Source organism: Sphingopyxis sp. OPL5 (assembly GCF_003797775.2).
Classification (GTDB): domain Bacteria; phylum Pseudomonadota; class Alphaproteobacteria; order Sphingomonadales; family Sphingomonadaceae; genus Sphingopyxis.
The window spans coordinates 4,067,257-4,087,834 of sequence record NZ_CP060725.1 but is presented as its reverse complement, the minus strand read 5'-3'; the positions used below and the strand labels follow the sequence as shown (position 1 = coordinate 4,087,834).

The 20,578-nt window shown below is 65.1% G+C and carries 20 protein-coding genes and 1 tRNA gene; 12 read left to right on the top strand and 9 right to left on the bottom strand.

The genetic code is table 11. The features are described from left to right. Positions 1-8 precede the first annotated feature (8 nt). The 4 genes from EEB18_RS19700 to folK all read right to left on the bottom strand — a co-directional run bounded on the left by EEB18_RS19700 (position 9) and on the right by folK (position 3,918). Complete coding sequence (locus EEB18_RS19700) at positions 9-1,358, bottom strand: HlyD family type I secretion periplasmic adaptor subunit (RefSeq protein ID WP_187141942.1); 1,350 nt, start codon at positions 1,356-1,358, stop codon at positions 9-11. 6 nt (positions 1,359-1,364) lie between these two features. Next, a complete protein-coding gene (locus tag EEB18_RS19695; RefSeq protein ID WP_187141941.1) occupies positions 1,365-3,095 on the bottom strand; it encodes a type I secretion system permease/ATPase in 1,731 nt (576 codons plus the stop codon). Positions 3,096-3,264: 169 nt separating this feature from the next. After that, positions 3,265-3,340 (bottom strand) — tRNA-Lys (locus tag EEB18_RS19690). Between the two features lie 44 nt (positions 3,341-3,384). Beyond that, positions 3,385-3,918, bottom strand: coding sequence for a 2-amino-4-hydroxy-6-hydroxymethyldihydropteridine diphosphokinase (gene folK / locus EEB18_RS19685; RefSeq protein WP_262408017.1), 534 nt, complete (start codon positions 3,916-3,918; stop codon positions 3,385-3,387). A 23-nt stretch (positions 3,919-3,941) separates the two neighbouring features. On the opposite strand from folK, the gene EEB18_RS19680 reads away from it, so the two are divergent. Next, a complete protein-coding gene (locus EEB18_RS19680; protein ID WP_187141939.1) occupies positions 3,942-4,631 on the top strand; it encodes a uracil-DNA glycosylase in 690 nt (229 codons plus the stop codon). Here the strand turns inward: EEB18_RS19680 and EEB18_RS19675 are convergent. Together EEB18_RS19675 and EEB18_RS19670 are read right to left on the bottom strand one after the other, a co-directional pair. Next, complete coding sequence (locus EEB18_RS19675; protein WP_187141938.1) at positions 4,592-5,068, bottom strand: RNA pyrophosphohydrolase; 477 nt, start codon at positions 5,066-5,068, stop codon at positions 4,592-4,594. The genes EEB18_RS19680 and EEB18_RS19675 overlap by 40 nt on opposite strands. Then, positions 5,065-6,012, bottom strand: a complete 948-nt coding sequence (locus tag EEB18_RS19670) for an alpha/beta hydrolase (RefSeq protein WP_187141937.1) — start codon at positions 6,010-6,012, stop codon at positions 5,065-5,067. The genes EEB18_RS19675 and EEB18_RS19670 overlap by 4 nt, the downstream gene beginning before the upstream one ends. Before the next feature lie 198 nt (positions 6,013-6,210). Between EEB18_RS19670 and EEB18_RS19665 the strand changes: the two genes are divergently transcribed. The 7 genes from EEB18_RS19665 (at position 6,211) to EEB18_RS19635 (ending at position 14,504) form a co-directional block, all read left to right on the top strand. Then, on the top strand, positions 6,211-8,073 hold the full coding sequence (locus tag EEB18_RS19665; protein ID WP_187141936.1) for a 2-oxoacid:acceptor oxidoreductase subunit alpha: 1,863 nt from the start codon (positions 6,211-6,213) through the stop codon (positions 8,071-8,073). Further along, positions 8,070-9,107, top strand: a complete 1,038-nt coding sequence (locus tag EEB18_RS19660) for a 2-oxoacid:ferredoxin oxidoreductase subunit beta (protein ID WP_187141935.1) — start codon at positions 8,070-8,072, stop codon at positions 9,105-9,107. The genes EEB18_RS19665 and EEB18_RS19660 overlap by 4 nt, the downstream gene beginning before the upstream one ends. 2 nt (positions 9,108-9,109) lie before the next feature. Further along, on the top strand, positions 9,110-9,655 hold the full coding sequence (locus tag EEB18_RS19655; RefSeq protein ID WP_187141934.1) for a hypothetical protein: 546 nt from the start codon (positions 9,110-9,112) through the stop codon (positions 9,653-9,655). Beyond that, on the top strand, positions 9,656-10,606 hold the full coding sequence (locus EEB18_RS19650) for a metal-dependent hydrolase (RefSeq protein ID WP_187141933.1): 951 nt from the start codon (positions 9,656-9,658) through the stop codon (positions 10,604-10,606). After that, positions 10,603-11,988, top strand: a complete 1,386-nt coding sequence (locus EEB18_RS19645; RefSeq protein WP_187141952.1) for a cryptochrome/photolyase family protein — start codon at positions 10,603-10,605, stop codon at positions 11,986-11,988. The genes EEB18_RS19650 and EEB18_RS19645 overlap by 4 nt, the downstream gene beginning before the upstream one ends. Before the next feature lie 36 nt (positions 11,989-12,024). Beyond that, positions 12,025-13,305 (top strand): SAM-dependent methyltransferase, encoded by a 1,281-nt coding sequence (locus EEB18_RS19640; protein ID WP_187141932.1) that lies wholly within the window; start codon positions 12,025-12,027, stop codon positions 13,303-13,305. Positions 13,306-13,424: 119 nt separating this feature from the next. Beyond that, a complete protein-coding gene (locus tag EEB18_RS19635) occupies positions 13,425-14,504 on the top strand; it encodes a serine hydrolase domain-containing protein (RefSeq protein ID WP_262408016.1) in 1,080 nt (359 codons plus the stop codon). Here the strand turns inward: EEB18_RS19635 and EEB18_RS19630 are convergent. From EEB18_RS19630 to purF, 3 genes are all read right to left on the bottom strand, one after another. Further along, positions 14,494-14,904 (bottom strand): hypothetical protein, encoded by a 411-nt coding sequence (locus EEB18_RS19630; RefSeq protein ID WP_056347369.1) that lies wholly within the window; start codon positions 14,902-14,904, stop codon positions 14,494-14,496. The genes EEB18_RS19635 and EEB18_RS19630 overlap by 11 nt on opposite strands. 64 nt (positions 14,905-14,968) lie before the next feature. Continuing rightward, entirely contained in the window at positions 14,969-15,703 is a 735-nt protein-coding gene (locus tag EEB18_RS19625) for an SDR family NAD(P)-dependent oxidoreductase (RefSeq protein WP_056347367.1), read from the bottom strand. A gap of 4 nt (positions 15,704-15,707) precedes the next feature. Continuing rightward, positions 15,708-17,165: an amidophosphoribosyltransferase gene (gene purF / locus EEB18_RS19620; protein ID WP_056347365.1), complete on the bottom strand. Its 1,458-nt coding sequence runs from the start codon at positions 17,163-17,165 to the stop codon at positions 15,708-15,710. A gap of 121 nt (positions 17,166-17,286) precedes the next feature. Between purF and hisI the strand changes: the two genes are divergently transcribed. From hisI to EEB18_RS19600, 4 genes are all read left to right on the top strand, one after another. Beyond that, the gene (gene hisI, locus EEB18_RS19615; protein WP_187141930.1) at positions 17,287-17,661 is read left to right on the top strand and encodes a phosphoribosyl-AMP cyclohydrolase; all 375 of its coding nucleotides are present in this window, start codon (positions 17,287-17,289) and stop codon (positions 17,659-17,661) included. Next, on the top strand, positions 17,651-18,181 hold the full coding sequence (locus EEB18_RS19610) for a hypothetical protein (RefSeq protein WP_262408015.1): 531 nt from the start codon (positions 17,651-17,653) through the stop codon (positions 18,179-18,181). Before hisI ends, EEB18_RS19610 begins: the two co-directional genes overlap by 11 nt. A 64-nt stretch (positions 18,182-18,245) precedes the next feature. Beyond that, the gene (locus tag EEB18_RS19605; RefSeq protein WP_056347361.1) at positions 18,246-18,677 is read left to right on the top strand and encodes a MerR family transcriptional regulator; all 432 of its coding nucleotides are present in this window, start codon (positions 18,246-18,248) and stop codon (positions 18,675-18,677) included. A 66-nt stretch (positions 18,678-18,743) separates the two neighbouring features. After that, entirely contained in the window at positions 18,744-20,546 is a 1,803-nt protein-coding gene (locus EEB18_RS19600) for an acyl-CoA dehydrogenase C-terminal domain-containing protein (protein WP_187141929.1), read from the top strand. Positions 20,547-20,578 lie beyond the last annotated feature (32 nt).

Below are 20,578 nucleotides of genomic sequence, written 5' to 3'. Positions count from 1 at the left end.
GGCGGGTGTCACTGCCGAAAAGCGTGGTTGATCTGGTCGAGCAGCGGTTTCAGCAGATAGGACATCAGCGACCGGCTGCCGGTGCGCAGGAACACCTCCGCCGGCAATCCCGCGCGAAGCTGGGTATGGATCGGCATGTTGCGGGTCGTGACCGGCAGTTCGACGCGAATGCGGAAAAAGGGCGGGCCACCCCGGCCGTCGTCGGTGGCATCGGCGGCAAGATAGATGAGCTTGCCGGCAAGTTCGGGCGTGACATTCTGTTCGAGCGTCGGGAACATGATCCGTGCCGGCTGTCCGACCTTCAACTGGTCGATATCGGAAGGCCGCACGCTTGCTTCGACGATCAGGGCATCCTTGTCGGGCACGATCTGCGCGATCGGGGTGCCGCCGGGAACCGCGCTTCCGATCGTTGTAAAGGCCAGCTTTTCGATCACCCCCGCCGCCGGAGCCCGTACGACGGAGCGTGAAAAGCGGTCGTCGGCGTCGGCAATACGGATGCGCTGGTCGGCGATCGCGGCGTCGACCTGGGCCAGTTCGGCGCCGGCTTCGGCGCGGCGCGATTGTTCGATGGTGAGTTTTTGCTCACGGACTTCGGAAATGCGCGCGTTGGTCTGCGCGATATTCGCCTCGAGCGCGCCGATCGACCCTTCGAGTTCGACCGCCTGGCGTTCGAGCTGGTTGAGCCGGTTCACCGTGACCAGCCGCTTTTCATATAGCTGCCGCAGACCGGCCAGCTCGGGCTGGATGATTTCGAGCTGTCGCCGCGCCGAACTGATCTGGACGCGATAGCTTTGATTGAGCTCGTTGAACTGCGAAATCCGCTCGTCGAGCAGCCGGCGGTTGCCGGTCATCTCGCTCTGGCGCAGTTGCAACAATCGCAGTTCCTGCGCCAGCGCGGCGCGGGCCTCGTCATCGGCGGGCGGCGGATATCCTGCGGGCCAGCGCATCTGCGAACGGCCCGATCGTTCGGCATCGAGCCGCGCCTGCCGCGCGAGCAACTGGTCCAGCGACTGGTTGCTGAGTTCGGAACTCGGTCCCGACACGTCGGTCGCGAATTCCATCACGATGTCATTCTCGCGCACCCGATCGCCGTCCCGAACGAGCAGGCGCGACAGGATGCCGCCGGTGGGATGCGCGATCGTCTTCACCCGCGATTCAGCCGACAGCGCGCCGCTGCCGACGACCGCGCCGTCGATCTGCACGATCGTTGAGATGGCCAGCAGCACGGCGATGATCCCCGCCATCAACCACAGCGCGCGCCGCATCCGCGTCGCAAGCGCGGCGGCAATGTCGGGCGACGAAACGCTCACTGCTGCGGCAGCGGGAGTCCCCGTTGGCTGGTCCTGAGCGTCGGTCATAGCGGCCTAATTCACGGCCTTCAGGCCGCCGTCGCGCGGCGCCTGTTTCGCGCCCTGCGCGAGCGCCGCCAACACCTTGTCACGCGGTCCCCATGCTGCGACCTTGCCGTCGCGAAGCACCAGCAGCTTGTTGGTCGAACTCAAAATGCGCGTCTGATGGGTGACCAGCAAGGTGATCGCACCACGACCCTGCGCGCGCTTGATCGCTCCCGCCAGCGCCGCCTCGCCCTCGGGATCGAGGTTGGAATTGGGCTCGTCGAGCAAAAGCAGGAACGGATCGCCATAGAGCGCACGGGCGAGGGCTATACGCTGGCGCTGGCCGGCCGACAGATTATGCCCGCCCGACCCGATTTCGGTTTCATACCCGCCGGGCAGCGAGACCACCAGGTCGTGGACCCCGGCCTGCTGCGCCGCCGCCAAAATCTGGTCCGACCCCGCCGTCGGCAAGAAGCGGCCGATATTCGCCGCGACGCTGCCCGACAAAAGCCCGACTTCCTGCGGCAAATAACCCAGATAGCTGCCGAGTTCGTCGCCCTCCCACTGGTCGAGCATCGCGCCGTCGAGCCGGATGCCGCCGCGCACCGGCGGCCATATCCCGGCAAGGCCGCGCAGCAGCGAAGATTTTCCCGATCCGCTCGGGCCGATCACCCCGATGACGTCGCCTGCCTGCGCGTCGAAACTGACGTCGGCGATCGCGATCCGGTCGCTGCCGGCGGGAACGAGGGTGAGCCGGTCGACCTGCAACTGTTTCGTCGGCCGCGGCAGGCGAACGGGCTTTGCGGTCTCTTCGGCATGTTTGCCGAGCATCTCGTCGAGCCGGGTCCAGCTTTGCCGGGCCGCGACGAAGCCGCGCCACTGCGCGATCGCCTGATCGATCGGCGCCAGCGCGCGGCCGGCGAGGATCGAGCTGGCGAAGATGATTCCGCCCGACGCCTTGCCGTCGATCACCAGCAGCGCGCCGACGCTGAGCACCGCCGATTGCAGGAAGATGCGAAAGATGCGTCCGGTTCCGCCCGCGCGGGCGACGATCCGGCTGATGCGGTTGCTTTCATCCTGATAGGCGCCGTCGCTCTGCCGCAGCCGCGACGAGAGGGTTCCGGTCATGCCCAGCCCCTTCAGCGTCGCAGCGTTCTGGAAGCTCATTTCCTGATCCTGCCCGCGCGTATAGCGCAGCGGTTCGAGCAGGGTCATGTTCTTCGCGATCGACCGCTCGGTGTGCCAGGTCAGCAGCGCGAGCACGATGATGCCGGCCAGCGTCGCGACACCCAGCCACGGATGCAGCAGGAACAGGACCGCGAGAAAGAAGATCACCCACGGCAGGTCGATGAAGGCGGCGGGTCCCGAACCCGACATGAAACCACGAATATGGTCGAGGTCCTGCGTCGGGCGCGGCCTGCCCGGCGGCGGGGCGATGGCGAACTGCCACTGCAACTGCTCGATCCGCGGCGACAGCTTGTCGCCGAACGCCCGCCCGATATCGACGAGCATCTGCGCGCGCGATACGTCGAGCACGCCATGAAAGACGAAGGCGAGGCCGAACAGGACGAACAGCCCGAACAGCGTCGCCCCGCTGCCGCTCGGCAGCACCCGGTCATAGACCATCATCAGGAAGATTGAGCTGGCGAGCGCGAGGACGTTGATGAAGGCGCTGAGCCCGCCGACGACCATCAACGGTCCGCGGAGCGAGCGAAGGGCATCGGCCAGTTCGGAATTCTTGGATAACCGCAACCGAACCATCGACCGAATAAACTCCCCGCTTTCAGCTGGCTGCATAGGGTGACACGCCCGAAAGCGCAATCGGAAGCCGTTGGGGGAGATGGTGAGCCTTGCTGGGTTCGAACCACGCCCGATCTACTTGGCGATCGGGCCGCGGGTGACTCGCTGGTTCGCAGGGCGAGACTGGAGGTGGTGAGCCCTGCTGGGTTCGAACCAGCGACCTACTGATTAAAAGTCAGTTGCTCTACCGACTGAGCTAAGGGCCCATCGCGGTGCCTCGAAAAGGTCGCCCGCGAAGTGAGCCGTCGCCCTAGTGCGCCGATGCGTTCCGGTCAACCGGCTTTGCCCGCACCAGTTTCGCCGCGAGCTGGCGGACGCTGCGGCCGAGCAGCGGGTGCTGCCAGTCGGGCGCGATCGCGCGCAGCGGGCCGAGGACGAAAGCGCGGCTCGCCATGGCGGGGTGCGGGATGGTGAGATCGCGGTCGGCCCAGGTGCCGCCCGACCAGAGCAATATGTCGAGGTCGAGGGTTCGCGCGCTCCAGCGTTGCCCGGTGCGGCGGCCGAATGCGGCTTCGATCGCCTGCAGTCGCCCCAGCATCTCGGACGGGGAAAGCGGCGAGGCGACAAGCGCGACGGCATTGGCATAGCGGCGCCGCGACGGGCCGATCGGCTCGCTGGCGATGATCGGGCTGGCATCGACGGGTTCGATGTCGTCGCTTTCGAGTGCGGTGAGCGCCGCCATCAGCACCGCGCGCGGGTCGCCGAACCGCGCGTGGCGGCGGTTCGAGCCAAGGCCGATCGCATAGAGGGCCAAGGGGACGCGGGATGGCGTTGCGTTGCTCACGGGCTTGCGCCTATCGCAGGCGGGTGGAGATTGTAAGCCCTTTGCCCGGCACCGAACCGCCGCGCGACTGTCCGCGCTGCCCGCGGCTGGTGGCATTCCGGGCCGCGTGCCGCGCCGAATATCCCGATTGGTGGAACGCCCCCGTCCATGCCTTTGGCGATCCCGGCGCCTGGCTCGTGCTCGCCGGCCTCGCCCCGGGCAAGCACGGCGCCAACCGCACCGGACGGCCCTTCACCGGCGATTATGCCGGCGACCTCTTGTTCGCGACGCTCGCCGAGTTCGGCCTCAGCCGCGGCCGCTACGATGCCCGCGTCGACGACGGCCTGACCCTCGACGGTGCGATCATCGTCAACAGCGTCAAATGCCTGCCGCCGCAAAACAAGCCGACGCCGCAGGAAATCGCTGCCTGCCGCCCGTTTTTCGAAACGCAAATGGCTGCGCTTCCCAAGGTCCGCGTGATCATCGCGCTGGGCAAGATCGCGCATGACGCGGTCGTCCGGTCATTCGGCGGCCGCTTCGCCGCCTATCCCTTCGCCCATAGCGCCGTCCATGCACTCCCCGATGGTCGGCACCTCGTCGATAGCTATCACTGCTCGCGCTACAACACGAACACCGGGCGGCTAACCGCGGCGATGTTCGCCGATGTCTTCCGCACCGCGCTGGCGCTCCGCGATCAGACCAGCGGCCCGAACTCCTCGACCAGCGAACGGTAAAGCGCGCGCTTGAACGGCACGATCAATTTCTCGATCTCGTTCAGGTCGGACCAGCGCCAGGCGCGAAACTCCTGATGTTCGGTCGCGATATTGACGTCGCTGTCCTCGCCCATGAACCGCATCAGGAACCAGTGCTGGCGCTGGCCGCGATATTTGCCGCCCCACATCTTGCCGATCAGATGGTCGGGCAGGTCATAGAAATATTCCTCGCGGCTGCGTGCGATGATCTCGACCAGCCCGCCATGCACCCCGGTTTCCTCGCCGAGTTCGCGGATCGCCGCCATCTCGGCGTCCTCGCCGGGGTCGATCCCGCCCTGCGGCATCTGCCAGGCCTCGCTCGTCGTATCGAGCCGCTGCCCGACGAACACCCGCCCGTCGCGATTGGCCAGCATCACCCCGGCGCAGGGGCGATAGGGCAGGCTGCTATGATCGATCATGCCGTCGCGGTCGCTTCGGCGACCATCGCCTTGAGCATGGTCAGCGCGCCCTTGATGTCGTCCTTGGCGCTCGGAATGCCCTGCGACAGGTTGATATAGCCGTGGATCGTGCCCGCGCCCTCGCGGTAAACCGTCGTCACCCCCGCCTCGACCAGCTTGGCGGCATAGGCGCGGCCCTGATCGCGCAGCGGATCGAGCCCTGCCGTGACCAGCAGCGTCGGCGGCAGGCCCTCGGCCGGGAAATCGAGCGGCGACGCGCGATAGTCGGCGGGGTCGGCGGCATATTGATCGCTGAACCAGGTCATGCTGCCCTGGGTCAGCAAATGGCCCTCGCCGAAATCGCGGTAGCTTTGCCAGTCGTCGTGGGTGGTCACCGCGGGATAGATGGGGTGAATCGCGATCACCGGCTTCGACGCCGGCTTGTCGCGCAGCGTCAGCGCGGTCGCGATGGTCAGATTGCCGCCCGCGCTTTCGCCCGCCAGCACAAGCCCGGTGCAAGGGATATTGTCGGCGACCCAGCGCGTCGCCGCCTCGCAATCCTCGGGCGCGGCGGGAAAGGGATGTTCGGGCGCAAGCCGATAATCGACCGCGATCACCGGCATGTCGAGCTGGCGCGCCGCCTCGGCGCACCAGCCGTCGTGCGTGTCGAGGTCGCCGATCACCCAGCCGCCGCCATGATAGAAGACCAGCACCGGACCGGTCTCGCGATCGGGTCGGCTGTCATAATGGCGGATCGCGATATCGCCGGCGGGGCCGGGGATGCTGCGGTCTTCGACCTTCGCGATCTCGCCGCGCGGGCTGTCGGCCATCTGGGTCATCACCCGGAACATTTCGCGAGCGCCCTCGGCCGGCATCTCCTCCATCTTCGGGCCTTCCTGTGCATTCAGGAAGGCAAGAAAGGCCGCCACATCGGGGCGCGTGTAGTGGGTGGTGCCGTCGGTCATCCTGTTCGTCCCTCGCTTATGTTGTTGGCGCAGCTATTCGGCATCGCGGCCGATAATTCAATGGCAATTGGCAACCGATCTCGTCGCCTATGGCGCGCATTCGCTTTGCAGCGCACAATTTTTTCTGAATTGCGGCATCGCGCCGACGGGCCTAGGCCGATGTCACAGGTTCGCAAAATTCAAAGGCAGAGATAGAAAATGGCGAGTGCGGTAGAGGACCGAGCCGACAATCGGCAGTCCCCCCTTTCCGATGCAGTGGTGGTTCGATTTGCCGGCGATAGCGGCGACGGGATGCAGTTGACGGGTGGCCAGTTCACCCTGTCGTCGGCGCTCGCGGGCAACGACTTCGCGACCTTCCCCGACTTCCCCGCCGAGATCCGCGCGCCGCAGGGCACGTTGTTCGGCGTGTCGGCGTTCCAGATCAATTTCGGGTCGTCGGCGATCGATACCGCGGGCGACGCGCCCGACGTCCTCGTCGCGATGAACCCCGCGGCGCTCAAGACCAATGTGCCGTCGCTCAAGCAGGGCGGGCTTATCATCGCCGACGAGGGTGAGTTCAACGACCGCAACCTCGCCAAGGCGAAATATGACGCCAACCCGCTCGAGGATGGCAGCCTCGCCAAATGGCAGCTGCTCAAGCTCAACATCAGTCAGTTGACGGTGGAAGCGGTCAAGCAATTTGGGCTTGGCACCAAGGACGCGCTGCGCTGCAAGAATATGTGGACGCTGGGGCTCGCGCTCTGGATGTTCGACCGCGACCGCCAGCCTCTGATCGACTGGCTCAACGGAAAATTCGCCAAGGATCCGAATCTCGCCGCCGCCAACGTCGCGGCGCTGAACGCCGGCCACGCTTATGGCGAGACTGCGGAGCTTGCCGGACCGCTCAAACAGCATCATGTCGACCCCGCGCCCGCCGCACCGGGCCTCTATCGCACCCTGACCGGCGCGGAGGGCATTGCACTCGGCCTCGTCGCGGGCGCACAGCTTGCGAAGCTGCCGATGTTCTTCGGCGGCTATCCGATCACCCCTGCGTCGGCGATCCTGCATCACCTGTCGCGGCTCAAGGAATATGACGTCACGACCTTCCAGGCCGAGGACGAAATCGCGGCGATCTGTTCGGCGATCGGCGCCAGCTATGGCGGTTCTCTCGGCGTGACCAGCTCGTCGGGCCCCGGCATCGCGCTCAAGGGCGAGGCGATGGGCCTCGCGATCATGACCGAACTGCCGCTCGTCATCGTCAATTCGCAGCGCGGCGGTCCGTCGACCGGCCTGCCGACCAAGACCGAGCAATCGGACCTCTATCAGGCGGTCTACGGCCGCAACGGCGACGCGCCGCTGCCGGTCATCGCCGCGCGCTCGCCCGGCGACGCGTTCGACTGCGCGATCGAGGCGGTGCGCATCGCGGTCCAATATATGACCCCGGTGATGTTGCTCACCGACGGCTATATCGCCAATGCCGCCGAACCCTGGGCGGTCCCCGACCTGACGACTTACGAGGCGTTCCCGGTCGAATTCCTCACCGAAGTGCCCGAAGGCGGGTTCAAACCCTATGGCCGCGACGAAAATCTCAAGCGCCCGTGGGTCAAGCCCGGCACCCCCGGCCTGCTCCACCGCATCGGCGGGATCGAGAAGGAACTCGACACCGGCCACATCAACTACGAGGCGTCGAACCATCAGGCGATGACCGACATCCGCAAGGACAAGATCGACGGCATCAAGGTACCCGATCAGGTCGTCGAACTGGGTGCCGAGGGCGGCAAGCTCGCGGTCGTCGGCTGGGGCTCGACCTTCGGCCCGATCCATCAGGCCGTGCGCCGTAAGCGCGCCGAGGGCGCCGACGTCAGCCATATCCACATCCGCCACATCTGGCCGCTGCCCGCCAACCTCGGCGAACTGCTCAAAAGCTATGACAAGGTGATCGTGCCCGAAATGAACACCGGCCAATTGAAGACCGTGCTGCGCGATCAATATCTGGTCGATGCGAAACCGGTGAACAAGGTGTCGGGCCAGCCCTTCACCATCGCCGAAATCGAAGCCGCCATCGAGGAGGCACTGGCATGAACGAGATGACCACCATCGCGCGGACCACGACGCTCAAGGATTGGGAAACCGATCAGGAAGTCCGCTGGTGCCCCGGCTGCGGCGACTATGCGATCCTCAAGGCGGTGCAGCGCACCATGCCCGAAATCGGCACCGCGCCCGAGAATACCGTGTTCATCAGCGGCATCGGCTGCTCGTCGCGCTTCCCCTATTATATGGAAACCTATGGCTTCCACACGATCCACGGCCGCGCGCCGGCGTTCGCGACGGGGCTGAAGCTCGCCAATCCGGGGCTCGACATCTGGATCGTCACCGGCGACGGCGACGGGCTGTCGATCGGCGGCAACCACACGATGCACCTCATTCGCCGCAATCTCGATTGCCAGATCATGCTGTTCAACAACGAGATCTACGGGCTGACCAAGGGCCAATATTCGCCGACCAGCCGCGTCGGCACCTCCAGCCCCTCGACGCCTTATGGTTCGGTCGATCGCCCCGCGCAGCCCGCCGCCTTCGCGCTCGGCGCCGGTGCCCGCTTCGTCGCACGCGGCTTCGACGTGTCGAAAAAGCTGCCCGAAGTGCTCAAGGCCGCCCATGCCCACAAGGGCGCGGCGTTCATCGAGATTTTCCAGAATTGCATCGTCTATAACAAGGACGTGTTCGAGGATTTCGCCGCCCCCAAGGGCGCCGAGGACCGCCAGCTCTGGCTCGAGAATGGCGAGCCGATGCTCTTCGCCAAGGGCACCAAGGGCATCGCGCTCGACAGCGTGGAACTGCACCTCAAGGTCGTCGACGTCGTCGATGGCGACTGGCAGTCGGCAGGCGTGATCGTCCACGACGTCACCAACCGCAGTGTTGCGCACATGCTCGTCGAAATGCGCTTCGGCGAATTCCCGATGGCGCTCGGCGTCCTCTACGACGACCCGCGCCCGACCTTCGAAGCCGACGTCTGGCGCCAGAACAAGGCGGCATCGGAAGGCAAGAAGGCCGACCTGCAAGGCCTGCTCAAGAAAGGCCAGACCTGGACGGTAACCGAGGGCGGGCCGGAGTTGTAACCATGCGCGGGGTCGTGCTTAGCCTCGGCCTCGCCTTGTTCGCTGTCAGTTTCCACGCGAAGGCTGCCGCAGAAGAGGCCGAGCGTTCCACTTTGCTGGTGCAGATCGTGACGCCCGCCGAATATGTCGGTGTTTCGCAATGGTGCGTAGATGCCATTGATGATGGCGATCTTTGCGTTGGCGAGCTTTACGAAGCCGATGTAAAGGTGCTCCGCCATTTGGGCGGGCCGCCAACCGCCGCGCGTCTCAAGATGCGCTTCACGGCGCACAGCTTCAGCAGCAAATGGCAGCGCGATGTTCGTTTTCTCCTGGTCGCGTCACCTTTCGAAGACAAAGGCTCTTCGGGATATTTCACGAACAACTGGGATTGGGAAAATAGGGATGGTCTGTTTTGCCGCGAGGCAGAGGATGCTGCTGATGAGGACGATGGCCCGTTGAAACGGCTCTATGCCACGCGGCAGCCTGAAGTCGTGCCGATCGACACCCGCGATTGGTCAAAGGGGACGCAGGTCATCTGCGTCACCGGCAATGAGGTTTTGAGAGACTGAATGGACAATCTGACTCACAGCCTCGTCGGTGCCGTGCTCGGCCAGATGGGGCTCAAGAAAAAGACCGGGCTCGCGATGCCGACGCTCGTCATCGCCGCGAACATCCCCGATATCGACGCCGCCTGCACCGTCTACGGTCAGCTTTCGCTCGCCATGCGCCGCGGCATCACCCACGGGCCGATTGCGCTGATCCTGCTCCCGATCCTGCTCTGGGCCGCGATGATCGCCTTCGACAATTGGCAGGCGAAGCGCGGCAAGCGCCCTGCAAACCGGCTGCCGATCCACAAGGGCTGGCTGCTCGCGCTCGCCTATATCGGTTGCTTCAGCCATCCCGCGCTCGACTGGCTCAACAATTACGGCATCCGCCTGCTCGAACCCTTCAGCCACCGCTGGTTCTACGGCGACAGCATCTTCATCATCGACCTGTGGATCTGGATCGCGCTCGGCCTGTCGATCTGGCTCTCGCTGCGGCGTGAACGCGCCAAGGTCGCCGCCTGGACACGCCCGGCGTGGGTCGGCTTTACCGCGGTCTGCGGCTATATCCTGTTCAACGGCGTGATCACGGGCACCGCCGAGCGCGAGATCGCCGCGGTGCTGCGCGGTGGGGGCCACCCCGACGCGCTCGTCGTCGCCAGCCCGCCGCCGCTGCTATTCTGGAAACGCGACGTCTTCTGGCGGAGCGGCGAGCGTTACGGCAGCGCGAGTTTCGACATCGGCTCGGGCGGCGAGGTTGATATCACCGGCACGCCGACCGGGATGGACGACCCGCGCGTCGCCCCGCTCGTCGAAACCAGCCCGGTGGCGCAGGCCTTCCTCTTCTGGTCGCGGATGCCGGTCGCGAAGTTCGATACGAAGGGCCGGTTGATCCTGTCGGACCAGCGCTTCGGGAACCGCCTGAGCCGCGGGCAGTTTCAGGTCATTCTCGACCCCAAACCGGAACCCACGCCCTGACCGCACCCTCGATCGTCTGGTTTCGCCGCGACCTTCGCCTGTCCGATCAGGCGGCACTGCTCGTCGCTGCGGCGGCGGGGCCGGTGATCCCGGTCTATATCCTCGACGACGAAACGCCGAAACACCGCGCGATGGGCGGCGCCTCGCGCTGGTGGCTGCACCACAGCCTCGCCAGTCTCGATGCCGCCTTGCGCGAAAAGGGCTCGCGGCTGATCCTGCGCCGCGGCAAGTGCGACGAGCAACTTGCTAAAATCGCCGAGGAATACGGGGCAGGGCAGGTCCATTGCCTGCATCACTACGAACCCTGGTGGCGGAACGCCGAGCGCGCCGTCGCCAAGAGCCTCGACCTGGTCTGCCACGACGGCAATTATCTCGCCCCGCCGGGATCGGTAACGACCGGCACCGGCAACCTCTACAAGATCTACACCCCCTTCTGGCGGGCGCTCAAAGAACGCATGCCGCCGCCAGCGCCGGCGAACCGCCCGAGCGAGATCGCCGCACCGCCGAAGTGGCCGGCCTCCGACAGACTCCCCGACTGGAACCTCCTCCCTACCAAGCCCGACTGGGCGACGGGGTTCGGCAACGAATGGACGCCCGGCGAGGAGGGCGCCCGCACCTGCGTTGCCGATTTCATCGATGAAGCGCGCGATTACGACCGCCGCCGCAACTTGCCGTCCGAAGAAGGCAGTTCGCGCCTGTCGCCGCACCTCCACTTCGGCGAAGTCTCGCCGGCATATGTCTGGCACCGGCTCTCCGATGCGGGCGGATCGGTCGACGTGTTTCTCAGTGAGGTCGGCTGGCGCGATTATGCGCAGAATGTCATCCTGCAATATCCGGATTACGGCGGTTGTAACGCCCGCGAAGCCTTCGACGCCTTCCCTTGGCGCACCGGCAAGGCGGCCGACACCGACCTCAAAGCCTGGCAACAGGGCCGTACCGGCTATCCGATCGTCGATGCCGGGATGCGCCAGCTCTGGGCGACCGGCTGGATGCACAACCGGGTGCGGATGATCGCGGCGAGTTTCCTGATCAAGCATCTGCTGATCGACTGGCGGCTCGGCGAGCAATGGTTCTGGGACACGCTGGTCGACGCGGATTACGGGAACAACAGCGTCAACTGGCAGTGGACCGCCGGCACCGGTATCGATTCGAACATGTTTCCGCGCATCATGGCGCCGTTGACGCAGTCGGAGAAGTTCGATGCGGCGGACTATATTCGCGAATGGGTGCCGGAATTGCTCGATCTTCACGCACATCACGTACATGACCCGGATGAACATGGGGTACGGCCGTCGGGCTATCCCGCCAAGCTCATCGGGCATCGCGAGGCGCGGGCCCGGGCGCTTGCGGCGTATGACGTCATGAAGGCGCACGACAATTGATTGTCAGCCGCGCCGCTTTGCGGCAGTGATGACCCTATGAACACGCATGTCAGGACGGGGCGGGGCCGACGGTTGCTGCGGGCGGATCGCGCCTTTCGGTCGGGCGGGCTGATCGCCTCGATGATGGCGCGAGCGCCCGCCGCCTTTTTCCATGGCCGTCTCGACAAGATCGACGCCGGACTCGAACAGGGCACGCTCGAAGCCCATCTCCCCGATGGCAGCATTCGCATTCTCGGGGGGCGAGGCCGCGGGCCGGTCGCGGTAGTGCATGTCCACAGCTGGGCGGGCCTCGTCCGCCTCGCGCTGTCGGGATCGGTGGGCTGGTACCGTGCCTGGGACAAGGGCGAATGGTCTTCGCCCGACCCGGTGCCGCTGTTCGACCTGTTCATGCGCAATGGCGAGACGTTGGGCAATGCCGCACGATCGCGCGGACCGTGGCGCTGGCTCAATCTCACGGCGCATTTCCTCAACCGTAACAGCCGCCGCGGCGCCAAGCGCAACATCCATGCTCACTATGATTTGGGCAATGATTTCTATCGCTTGTGGCTCGACACTGGCATGAACTATTCGAGTGCGCTGTTTGCGGGAGCGGCGCAATCGCTGGAGGAGGCGCAGGTCGAAAAGCTCGACGCGATCCTCGACCGGCTCGACCTGCGGTCGGGTAGCCGGTTGCTCGAAATCGGCTGCGGCTGGGGCGCGCTTGCCGAACGGGCGGTCGAACGCCACGACGTGATCTACACGGGGATCACCCTTTCGCCGGCGCAGGCGGAGATTGCCGATGCGCGGCTCTCCGAGGTCGACCTGTCGGGACGCAGTGCGATCGAATTATGCGATTATCGCGATGCGCAGGGCCCCTATGATGCGATCGCGAGCGTCGAGATGGTCGAGGCGGTCGGGCAGGCCTATTGGCCCGCCTATCTCGACACCGTCGCGCGGCTGTTGCGGCCCGGTGGCCGCGCCGCGATCCAGTATATCCTGATCAACGACGCCCTGTTCGAGCGCTATGCCGCGAGCAGCGACTTCATCCAAGCCTATGTCTTTCCAGGCGGCTGCCTGATATCCGAAAGCCGCTTCCGCAAGCTTGCCGAGGAACGCGGGCTTGCCTGGCGCGATGTGCGACGGTTCGGACCCGACTATGCCGAGACGCTGCGAAGCTGGCGTGAACGCTTCGACGCGGCGGTGGCGAGCCAGCAATTGCCCGCAGGGTTCGACGAGCGGTTCATCCGGCTCTGGCGTTATTATCTGCAATATTGCGAGGGCGGTTTTCGCGGTGGCGGTATCGACGTCGCCCAGGTCACGCTCGAAAAAACAGCCTGAAAACAAGCAGGGGGAGACGATACATGCGAAGACTTATGGCGGCGGCGCTGCTGTGCGCGACGGCGGGATGCACATCCCCCGCACCCACGAAAACCGACACTCTGCCGAAGGATTTGAATGTGCTGTTCTGGACCCAGGATCAACGCGACGCCGCTTTTCGCACGATGGAGACGGTGCCCAAGGTCGTGGTCAACACCGTTGAAGCCGGAGGGCCGGTCTATCCCTTGCCGCAGGGCAAGCCGCTCGATATCGGGGCCGATGTCGATGCCTATATGGGCAAGCAGCGCAATGCCGGGCTGATCATTGTCCAGGACGGTAAGATCAGGCTCGAAAAATATGCGCTCGGCTATAGCGCCGCGGGCCGTTGGACGAGCTTTTCGGTCGCCAAGAGCTTCACCTCGACGCTGGTCGGTGCTGCGGTGAAGGACGGCTATATCAAGAGCCTCGACGACAAGGTCACCGTCTATATCCCCGGGCTCAAGGGCTCGGCCTATGACGATGTCTCGGTGAAGCAGCTGCTTACGATGACTTCGGGCGTCAAATGGAATGAGGATTATACCGATCCCAAATCCGATGTGGCGCAGTTCAACCTGCAGAAACCGGTGGCGGGAGAAGACATCACCGTCAGCTATATGAAGACCTTGCCGCGTGAAGCGCCTGCGGGGTCGAAGTGGGTGTACAAGACCGGCGAGACCAATCTTATCGGGGTGCTGGTGTCGAGCGCGACGGGCAAGACGCTGTCCGCCTATCTGTCGGAGAAGGTCTGGAAGCCGTTCGGCATGGAGCAGAATGCGGTGTGGATGCTCGGGCCGACGGGGCATGAGATCAGCGGCTGCTGCATGTCGGCGAGCCTCAAGGATTATGCACGTTTCGGCCAGTTCATCCTGAACGGCGGCGTTGCGGGCGGGCAGAAGGTCCTGCCCGACGACTGGATCGCGTCGGCCACGACCAAACAGACGGGCATCGACATCCCGGGCCGCGGCTATGGCTATCAATGGTGGACCAATGACGACGGCAGCTTCGCCGCGCAGGGCATCTTCGGGCAGGGGATCTTCATCGATCCCAAGCGCAAGTTGGTGATCGCGTCGAACGGCAACTGGCCGACCGCGACCGATCCCGAGGGCGTCGGCGCGGCGCGCGAGGCGTTTTACAAGACGGTGCAGGCGGCCGTCGACAAGGACGCCGCGGTCAAGCCGTAGCCGGGGTCGCGAAGCCCGTCGCGCGCTGCGCAAGCCAGGCAGCGGCGGCGGGGACGAGTACGGCCAGGGCAAAAATCCACCATTCGTCGACGGGCGAAGAGGCGCGGTAGATGGCCGCACCCATCACCGCGCCGGCGACGATCCAGCCGGCGCCAGTGCCTGCCGACACCCGCATGGCGAGCCATCCGCCGGCGAAGGTGCCGACGAACCAACCGATGATCAGCGCGATCGTCGTGCCAAGCGGCGCCTCGATTTCCTCGGCGGAAACATCATAGACCGCCGTGTCATAGCCGGCGGGAAACAGGCTCGCGCTGGCATATTGGAAGAGCAGGATGAGGCCGAACGCCACGACGATGCCGACGATCGTTGCAATCGCCGATCGAATAAGTCCGCTGGTCATTCCCGAAACCTTCATGAAAACCCGTATCGAACGGACATCCTAGGTCGCGAAAGCAAATATCGCGTTAAGCCTCCGCCATCACCTTGGGCAGCGCATGAAAGGCGGTGCTGTCGAAGCCGTCGATCATCAGTCGCGCGACAAAGGCGCCGACCGCGGCGGGGTCCTTGATGCTCTGCGGGTCTTCGCCGGGATAGGCGCGCGCACGCATCTGGGTGCGGGTGCCCCCGGGGTCGAGGATCGCGGTGCGCACGGTTGAGATATTGCGCATCTCGGCGCCATAGCTTGTGATCAACGTTTCGAGCGCCGCCTTGGTCGCGGCATAGGCGCCCCAATAGGCGCGCGGTTCGCGCGCCACGCTGCTCGACAGCGCGAGGACGCGACCGTTGGCGGCGCGGCGCAGCAAAGGGTCGAAATTGGCGATCAGCGCCTGCTGTGCGATCAGGTTGAGCGTCAGCAGCTTGTTGAATTCCTTGCCGTCGATCGCGCCGACCGGGGTCAGCGTGCCGAGCATCGCGGCGTTGAGCACCAGCATGTCGAGCTTCTGCCAGCGTTCGGCCATCGCACTCGCCAGCCGGGCGATGCTGTCGCCGTCGGTCAGGTCGAGCGGCGCGATCGTGGCGCTGCCGCCGGCGGCATGGATGCGGTCTTCGAGCTCTTCGAGCCCGCCCGCGGTGCGCGCGGTGATGACGACATGCGCGCCGCGCGCCGCCAGTGCTTCGGCGATCGCTTCGCCGATGCCACGGCTTGCCCCGGTGACGAGCGCGACCTGGCCCGCCAATTCTTCAGACTGAATATGCATCGTGTCAGACAACTCGTTCGGCGAGCAGGGAAAATTGATCTTCCAATCCATGCTCGTCGAAATCGGTGAGCGTGGTCGGATAGTCGCCCGTGAAGCAGGCGTCGCAATATTGCGGCGCGCGGTCGCTGCGTTCGGCCTCGCCGAGCGCGCGATACAGGCCGTCGATCGAGATGAACGACAGGCTGTCGGCGTTGATGAAATTCGCCATCTGCCCGACCGTCATCTGCGCCGCGAGCAGCTTGGCGCGCTCGGGGGTGTCGACGCCATAGAAACAGCTGTGCTGGGTCGGCGGGCTGGCGATGCGCATATGCACCTCGGTCGCGCCGGCATCGCGCATCATCTGCACGATCTTGAGGCTCGTCGTGCCGCGCACGATCGAATCGTCGATCAGCACCACACGCTTGCCGGCAATCAGCGCCTTGTTCGCATTGTGCTTCAGCTTGACGCCGAGGTGACGGACCTTGTCGCCCGGCTGGATGAAGGTGCGCCCGACATAGTGCGAGCGGATGATCCCGAGTTCGAACGGAATGCCCGATTCCTGCGCGTAGCCGATCGCCGCCGGGGTGCCCGAATCGGGAACCGGGATGACGAGGTCGGCCTCGACCGGATTTTCGCGCGCCAGTTCGGCGCCGATCGCCTTGCGCACCGAATAGACGCTCGTCCCGTCGACGATCGAATCGGGACGCGAGAAATAGACATATTCGAAGATGCACGGGCGCGCCGGGCGTTCGGCGAAGGGGCGGTGCGAGGTGAGTTCGCCGTCGCGGATGATCACCAGTTCGCCGGGGTCGACCGAGCGCACGAAATCGGCGCCGACGACGTCGAGCGCCACGGTTTCCGACGCGAGGATGAAGGCATCGCCAAGCTTGCCGATGACCAGCGGGCGGATGCCGAGCGGGTCGCGGCAGCCGATCATGCCCTCGGCGGTCAGGCAGATCAGCGAATAGGCGCCCTCGACCTGTTTCAGCGCGTCGATGAAGCGGTCGAGCAGGGTGCGATAGTTCGACGTCGCGACGAGGTGGATGATCACCTCGGTATCGCTCGTAGACTGGAAGATCGAACCGCGGCGGACGAGAATCTTCTTCAGCGCCGTCGCGTTGGAAATATTGCCGTTGTGCGCGACGGCAAAACCGCCGGTCGACAGGTCGGCGTAGAGCGGCTGGACGTTGCGCAGCGCGGTTTCGCCGGTCGTCGAATAGCGGACATGCCCGACCGCCGAGGCACCGGCGAGCTGGCGCATGATGTCGTCGCGGTCGAAATTGCCCGCGACATGGCCCATCGCGCGGTGGGTATGGAACTCCCTGCCGTCGAAGCCGGTGATGCCCGCGGCCTCCTGGCCGCGATGCTGGAGCGCGTGGAGGCCCAGCGCGACGACTGCGGCCGCGCTTTCGGCGCCGTGAATACCAAAGACGCCACACTCCTCACGGAGCTTGTCGTCATCGAACGGGTGTGTGGTGAGCATTTTTGTCCAGCTGTGCGGGGCAGTGACTGCGGCGCATATAGGGAGGGGAATCGCAATTGTCGCCCCCCCAATTTGGACTCTTGCGTGACAGTTGCATTTGTCCTGCTCTAAAGCGCCTGTCATGACCGATATCCGTGATGCCACCGACCGCTTCGACCCGCGTTTTGATTCCGCCGGACTGGTGACGGCGATCGTCACCGATGCGGACAGCGGGATTTTGCTGATGGTGGCGCATATGAACGATGCCGCGATCCGGCTGACGCAGGAGACGGGGCAGGCGCATTTCTGGTCGCGGTCACGTAAGGCCTTGTGGCGTAAGGGAGAAACCTCGGGCAACGGGCTGGCGATGGTCGAAATGCGCGTCGATTGCGATCAGGACGCGCTGTTGCTCCGCGTCACCCCCGCGGGGCCGGCCTGTCACACCGGGCGGCGATCCTGCTTCTATCGCCGCGTCGAGAGCGATGGCCGGCTGACCTTCCTCGACGATGATGCGTAAGTTCGGCTGCGCGCTGTTGCTGCTGCTCGCGGCCTGCGGGCGGCCCGCGCCCGAGGCCGCCGAGCGCGCCGATAGCGGCAATCCGCTCGAGATCGCGGCGCGCGAACGCGGGATCGTCCGGCCCGAGGCGACCGACCTGACCGGCGTGTTCGAACGGCGCCACGATCTGGGCCGCGACGCGATGTGCGTCGTCCCCGACGGCGCCGACCGCTGGCGCTTCGCCGTCACCGCCGCCTTCGGCCCGGGCCTGTCGTGCGAGGCGAGCGGACGCATCATTCGCGACGGCGAAGGCTGGCGGCTCGATTTCGCCGGCGCCGAGGGCTGCAGCGCTTTGGTTCGCGAGGAAGAGGATGAGCTGCAACTGCCCGGCGGGCTGCCGTCGCAGTGCGACAAGCTCTGCCCCGAACGCGCGTCGTTGTCGGGTCTGCGTCTGCCGCGTGCGAGCTGGGCGGAGGGCGATGCAAGGCGCTTGCAGATGAAGGACAAGCGCGGCAATATGATCATGCCGTGCGGCGCCTGATCCACCGGTTTCCTTCCGCTCCGCCAGCCTTGACGTTCACGTCAACGGAAACTATTCTCCTCCGATGACCGACGATTACGGCCACGCCCACATCGATACGCCCGATCACCTCGGCCGCGAACAGTTCAGCATCACCGACCTGTCGTCGGAGTTCAGCGTCACCGCGCGTGCGCTGCGCTTCTATGAGGATGAGGGGCTGATCAGCCCGTCGCGCAAGGGGTTGTCGCGCATCTATTCGAAGCGCGACCGGGCGCGGCTTGCCTGGATCCTGCGCGCCAAGCGCACCGGTTTCAGCCTCGCCGATATTCGCGAGATGATCGACCTTTACGACGTCGGCGACGACCGCAAGACCCAGCGCCAGGTGACGATCGAAAAATGCCAGGAGCGCATCGCGTTGCTCCGCAGCCAGCGGGACGACATCGACAGCGCCGTCGATGAACTGTCACGCTTCATCGACATGGTGAAAAAGGTCGACGCGCGCCAAAAGGCGAACTGACGCTCGACAATCCAGCCTCCCCGGGCAAGACATGATACCAACCCCTGTTTTGCAGAGAGATTTCGCATGCCCGTCTATCGCGCCCCCGTCCAAGACACGCTGTTCCTGATCAACGAAGTGCTCGGGATCGAGCGCTACGCCAATTTGCCGGGCTTCGCCAATGCGAGCCCCGACATGGTCGAGGCGGTGCTGACCGAGGCGGGCAAGTTCTGCGAAGAAGTGCTGTTCCCGATCAACCTGTCGGGCGACCTCGAAGGTTGTACGCGCCACGAAGACGGCAGCGTCACCACCCCGGCGGGTTTCAAGGAGGCGTATAAGGCCTATTGCGACGCCGGCTGGACGCTGCTGACCCAGCCCGAAGAGTTCGGCGGACAGGGCCTGCCGCACGTCGTCGGTTTCCCGGTCGAGGAATATCGCATGGCGGCCAATCAGGCGTTCGCCATGTACCCCGGTCTGACCCAGGCCGCGGTCGCCGCGATCCTCGTCAAGGGATCGGACGAGCAGAAGGCCATCTATGTCCCCAAGATGATTTCCGGCGAGTGGGGCGGGACGATGAACCTGACCGAACCGCACTGCGGCACCGACCTCGGCCTGATCCGCACCCGCGCGGTGCCCAATGGCGACGGCAGCCATGCGATCACCGGCACCAAGATCTTCATCTCGTCGGGCGAACATGACCTGACCGACAATATCATCCACCTTGTGCTGGCGAAGACCCCCGATGCGCCCGACAGCGTCAAGGGCATTTCGCTGTTCATCGTGCCCAAATATCTGGTGAACGAAGACGGCTCGCTCGGCGATCATAACCAGCTGCTGTGCGGGTCGATCGAGCACAAGATGGGCATCCACGCCAATTCGACCTGCGTGATGAACTACGACGGCGCGACTGGCTGGATGGTCGGCGAGGAGAATAAGGGGCTCGCCGCGATGTTCGTGATGATGAACGCCGCGCGGCTGGGCGTCGGCATCCAGGGGCTGGGGCAGGCCGAAATCGCGTTCCAGAACGCGGTGCAATATGCGCAGGACCGTCGCCAGGGCCGCGCGCTTACCGGCCCGCAGGACCCGCAGGAAAAGGCCGATCCGCTGTTCGTCCACCCCGACGTGCGCCGCATGCTGATGGACGGCAAGGCGACGGTCGAGGGGCTGCGGGCGCTGTGCCTGTGGGGTGCGCTGCAGGTCGATCTGGCGCATGTCGCCGAGACCGAGGAGGAACGCCAGCAGGCCGACGACCTCGTCAGCCTGCTCACCCCCGTGATCAAGGGCTATGGCACCGACAAGGGCTATGAGGTCGCGACCAACGCGCAGCAGGTGTTCGGCGGGCACGGCTACATCGAGGAAACGGGCATGTCGCAATATGTCCGCGATGCCCGCATCACGATGATCTACGAAGGCGCCAACGGGGTGCAGGCGATGGACCTTGTCGGGCGCAAGCTGGCGCAGAACGGCGGGCGTGCGGTGCAGGCGCTGTTCGCGGTGGTCGACGGCGAATGCGCGCGGGCGAAGGACGTGCCCGAGCTCGCCGATTTCGCGGAACGCCTTGAAAAGGCCAATGGCGAGCTCAAGGCCGCGACGATGTGGTTCATGGCGAACGGCATGGCCAACCCGAACAATGTCGGCGCCGGCGCGCATCATTATATGCACATCATGGGTATCGTCGCGCTCGGGTCGATGTGGCTGATGATGGCCGAAGCAGCGCAAAAGGCGCTGGTCGAGGGTCGCGGCGACAAGGCGTTCATGGAGGCCAAGCTGGTCACCGCGCGTCACTTCGCCGAACGCTTCATGCCCGACGCGGGCGCGCTGCGCCGCAAGATCGAGGCGGGCAGCGAGGCGATGATGGCGCTGACGCCGGAGCAGTTCCACGCTGCTTGATGGCGTCTTTGCAGGTCGGGGCAACCAAAGTG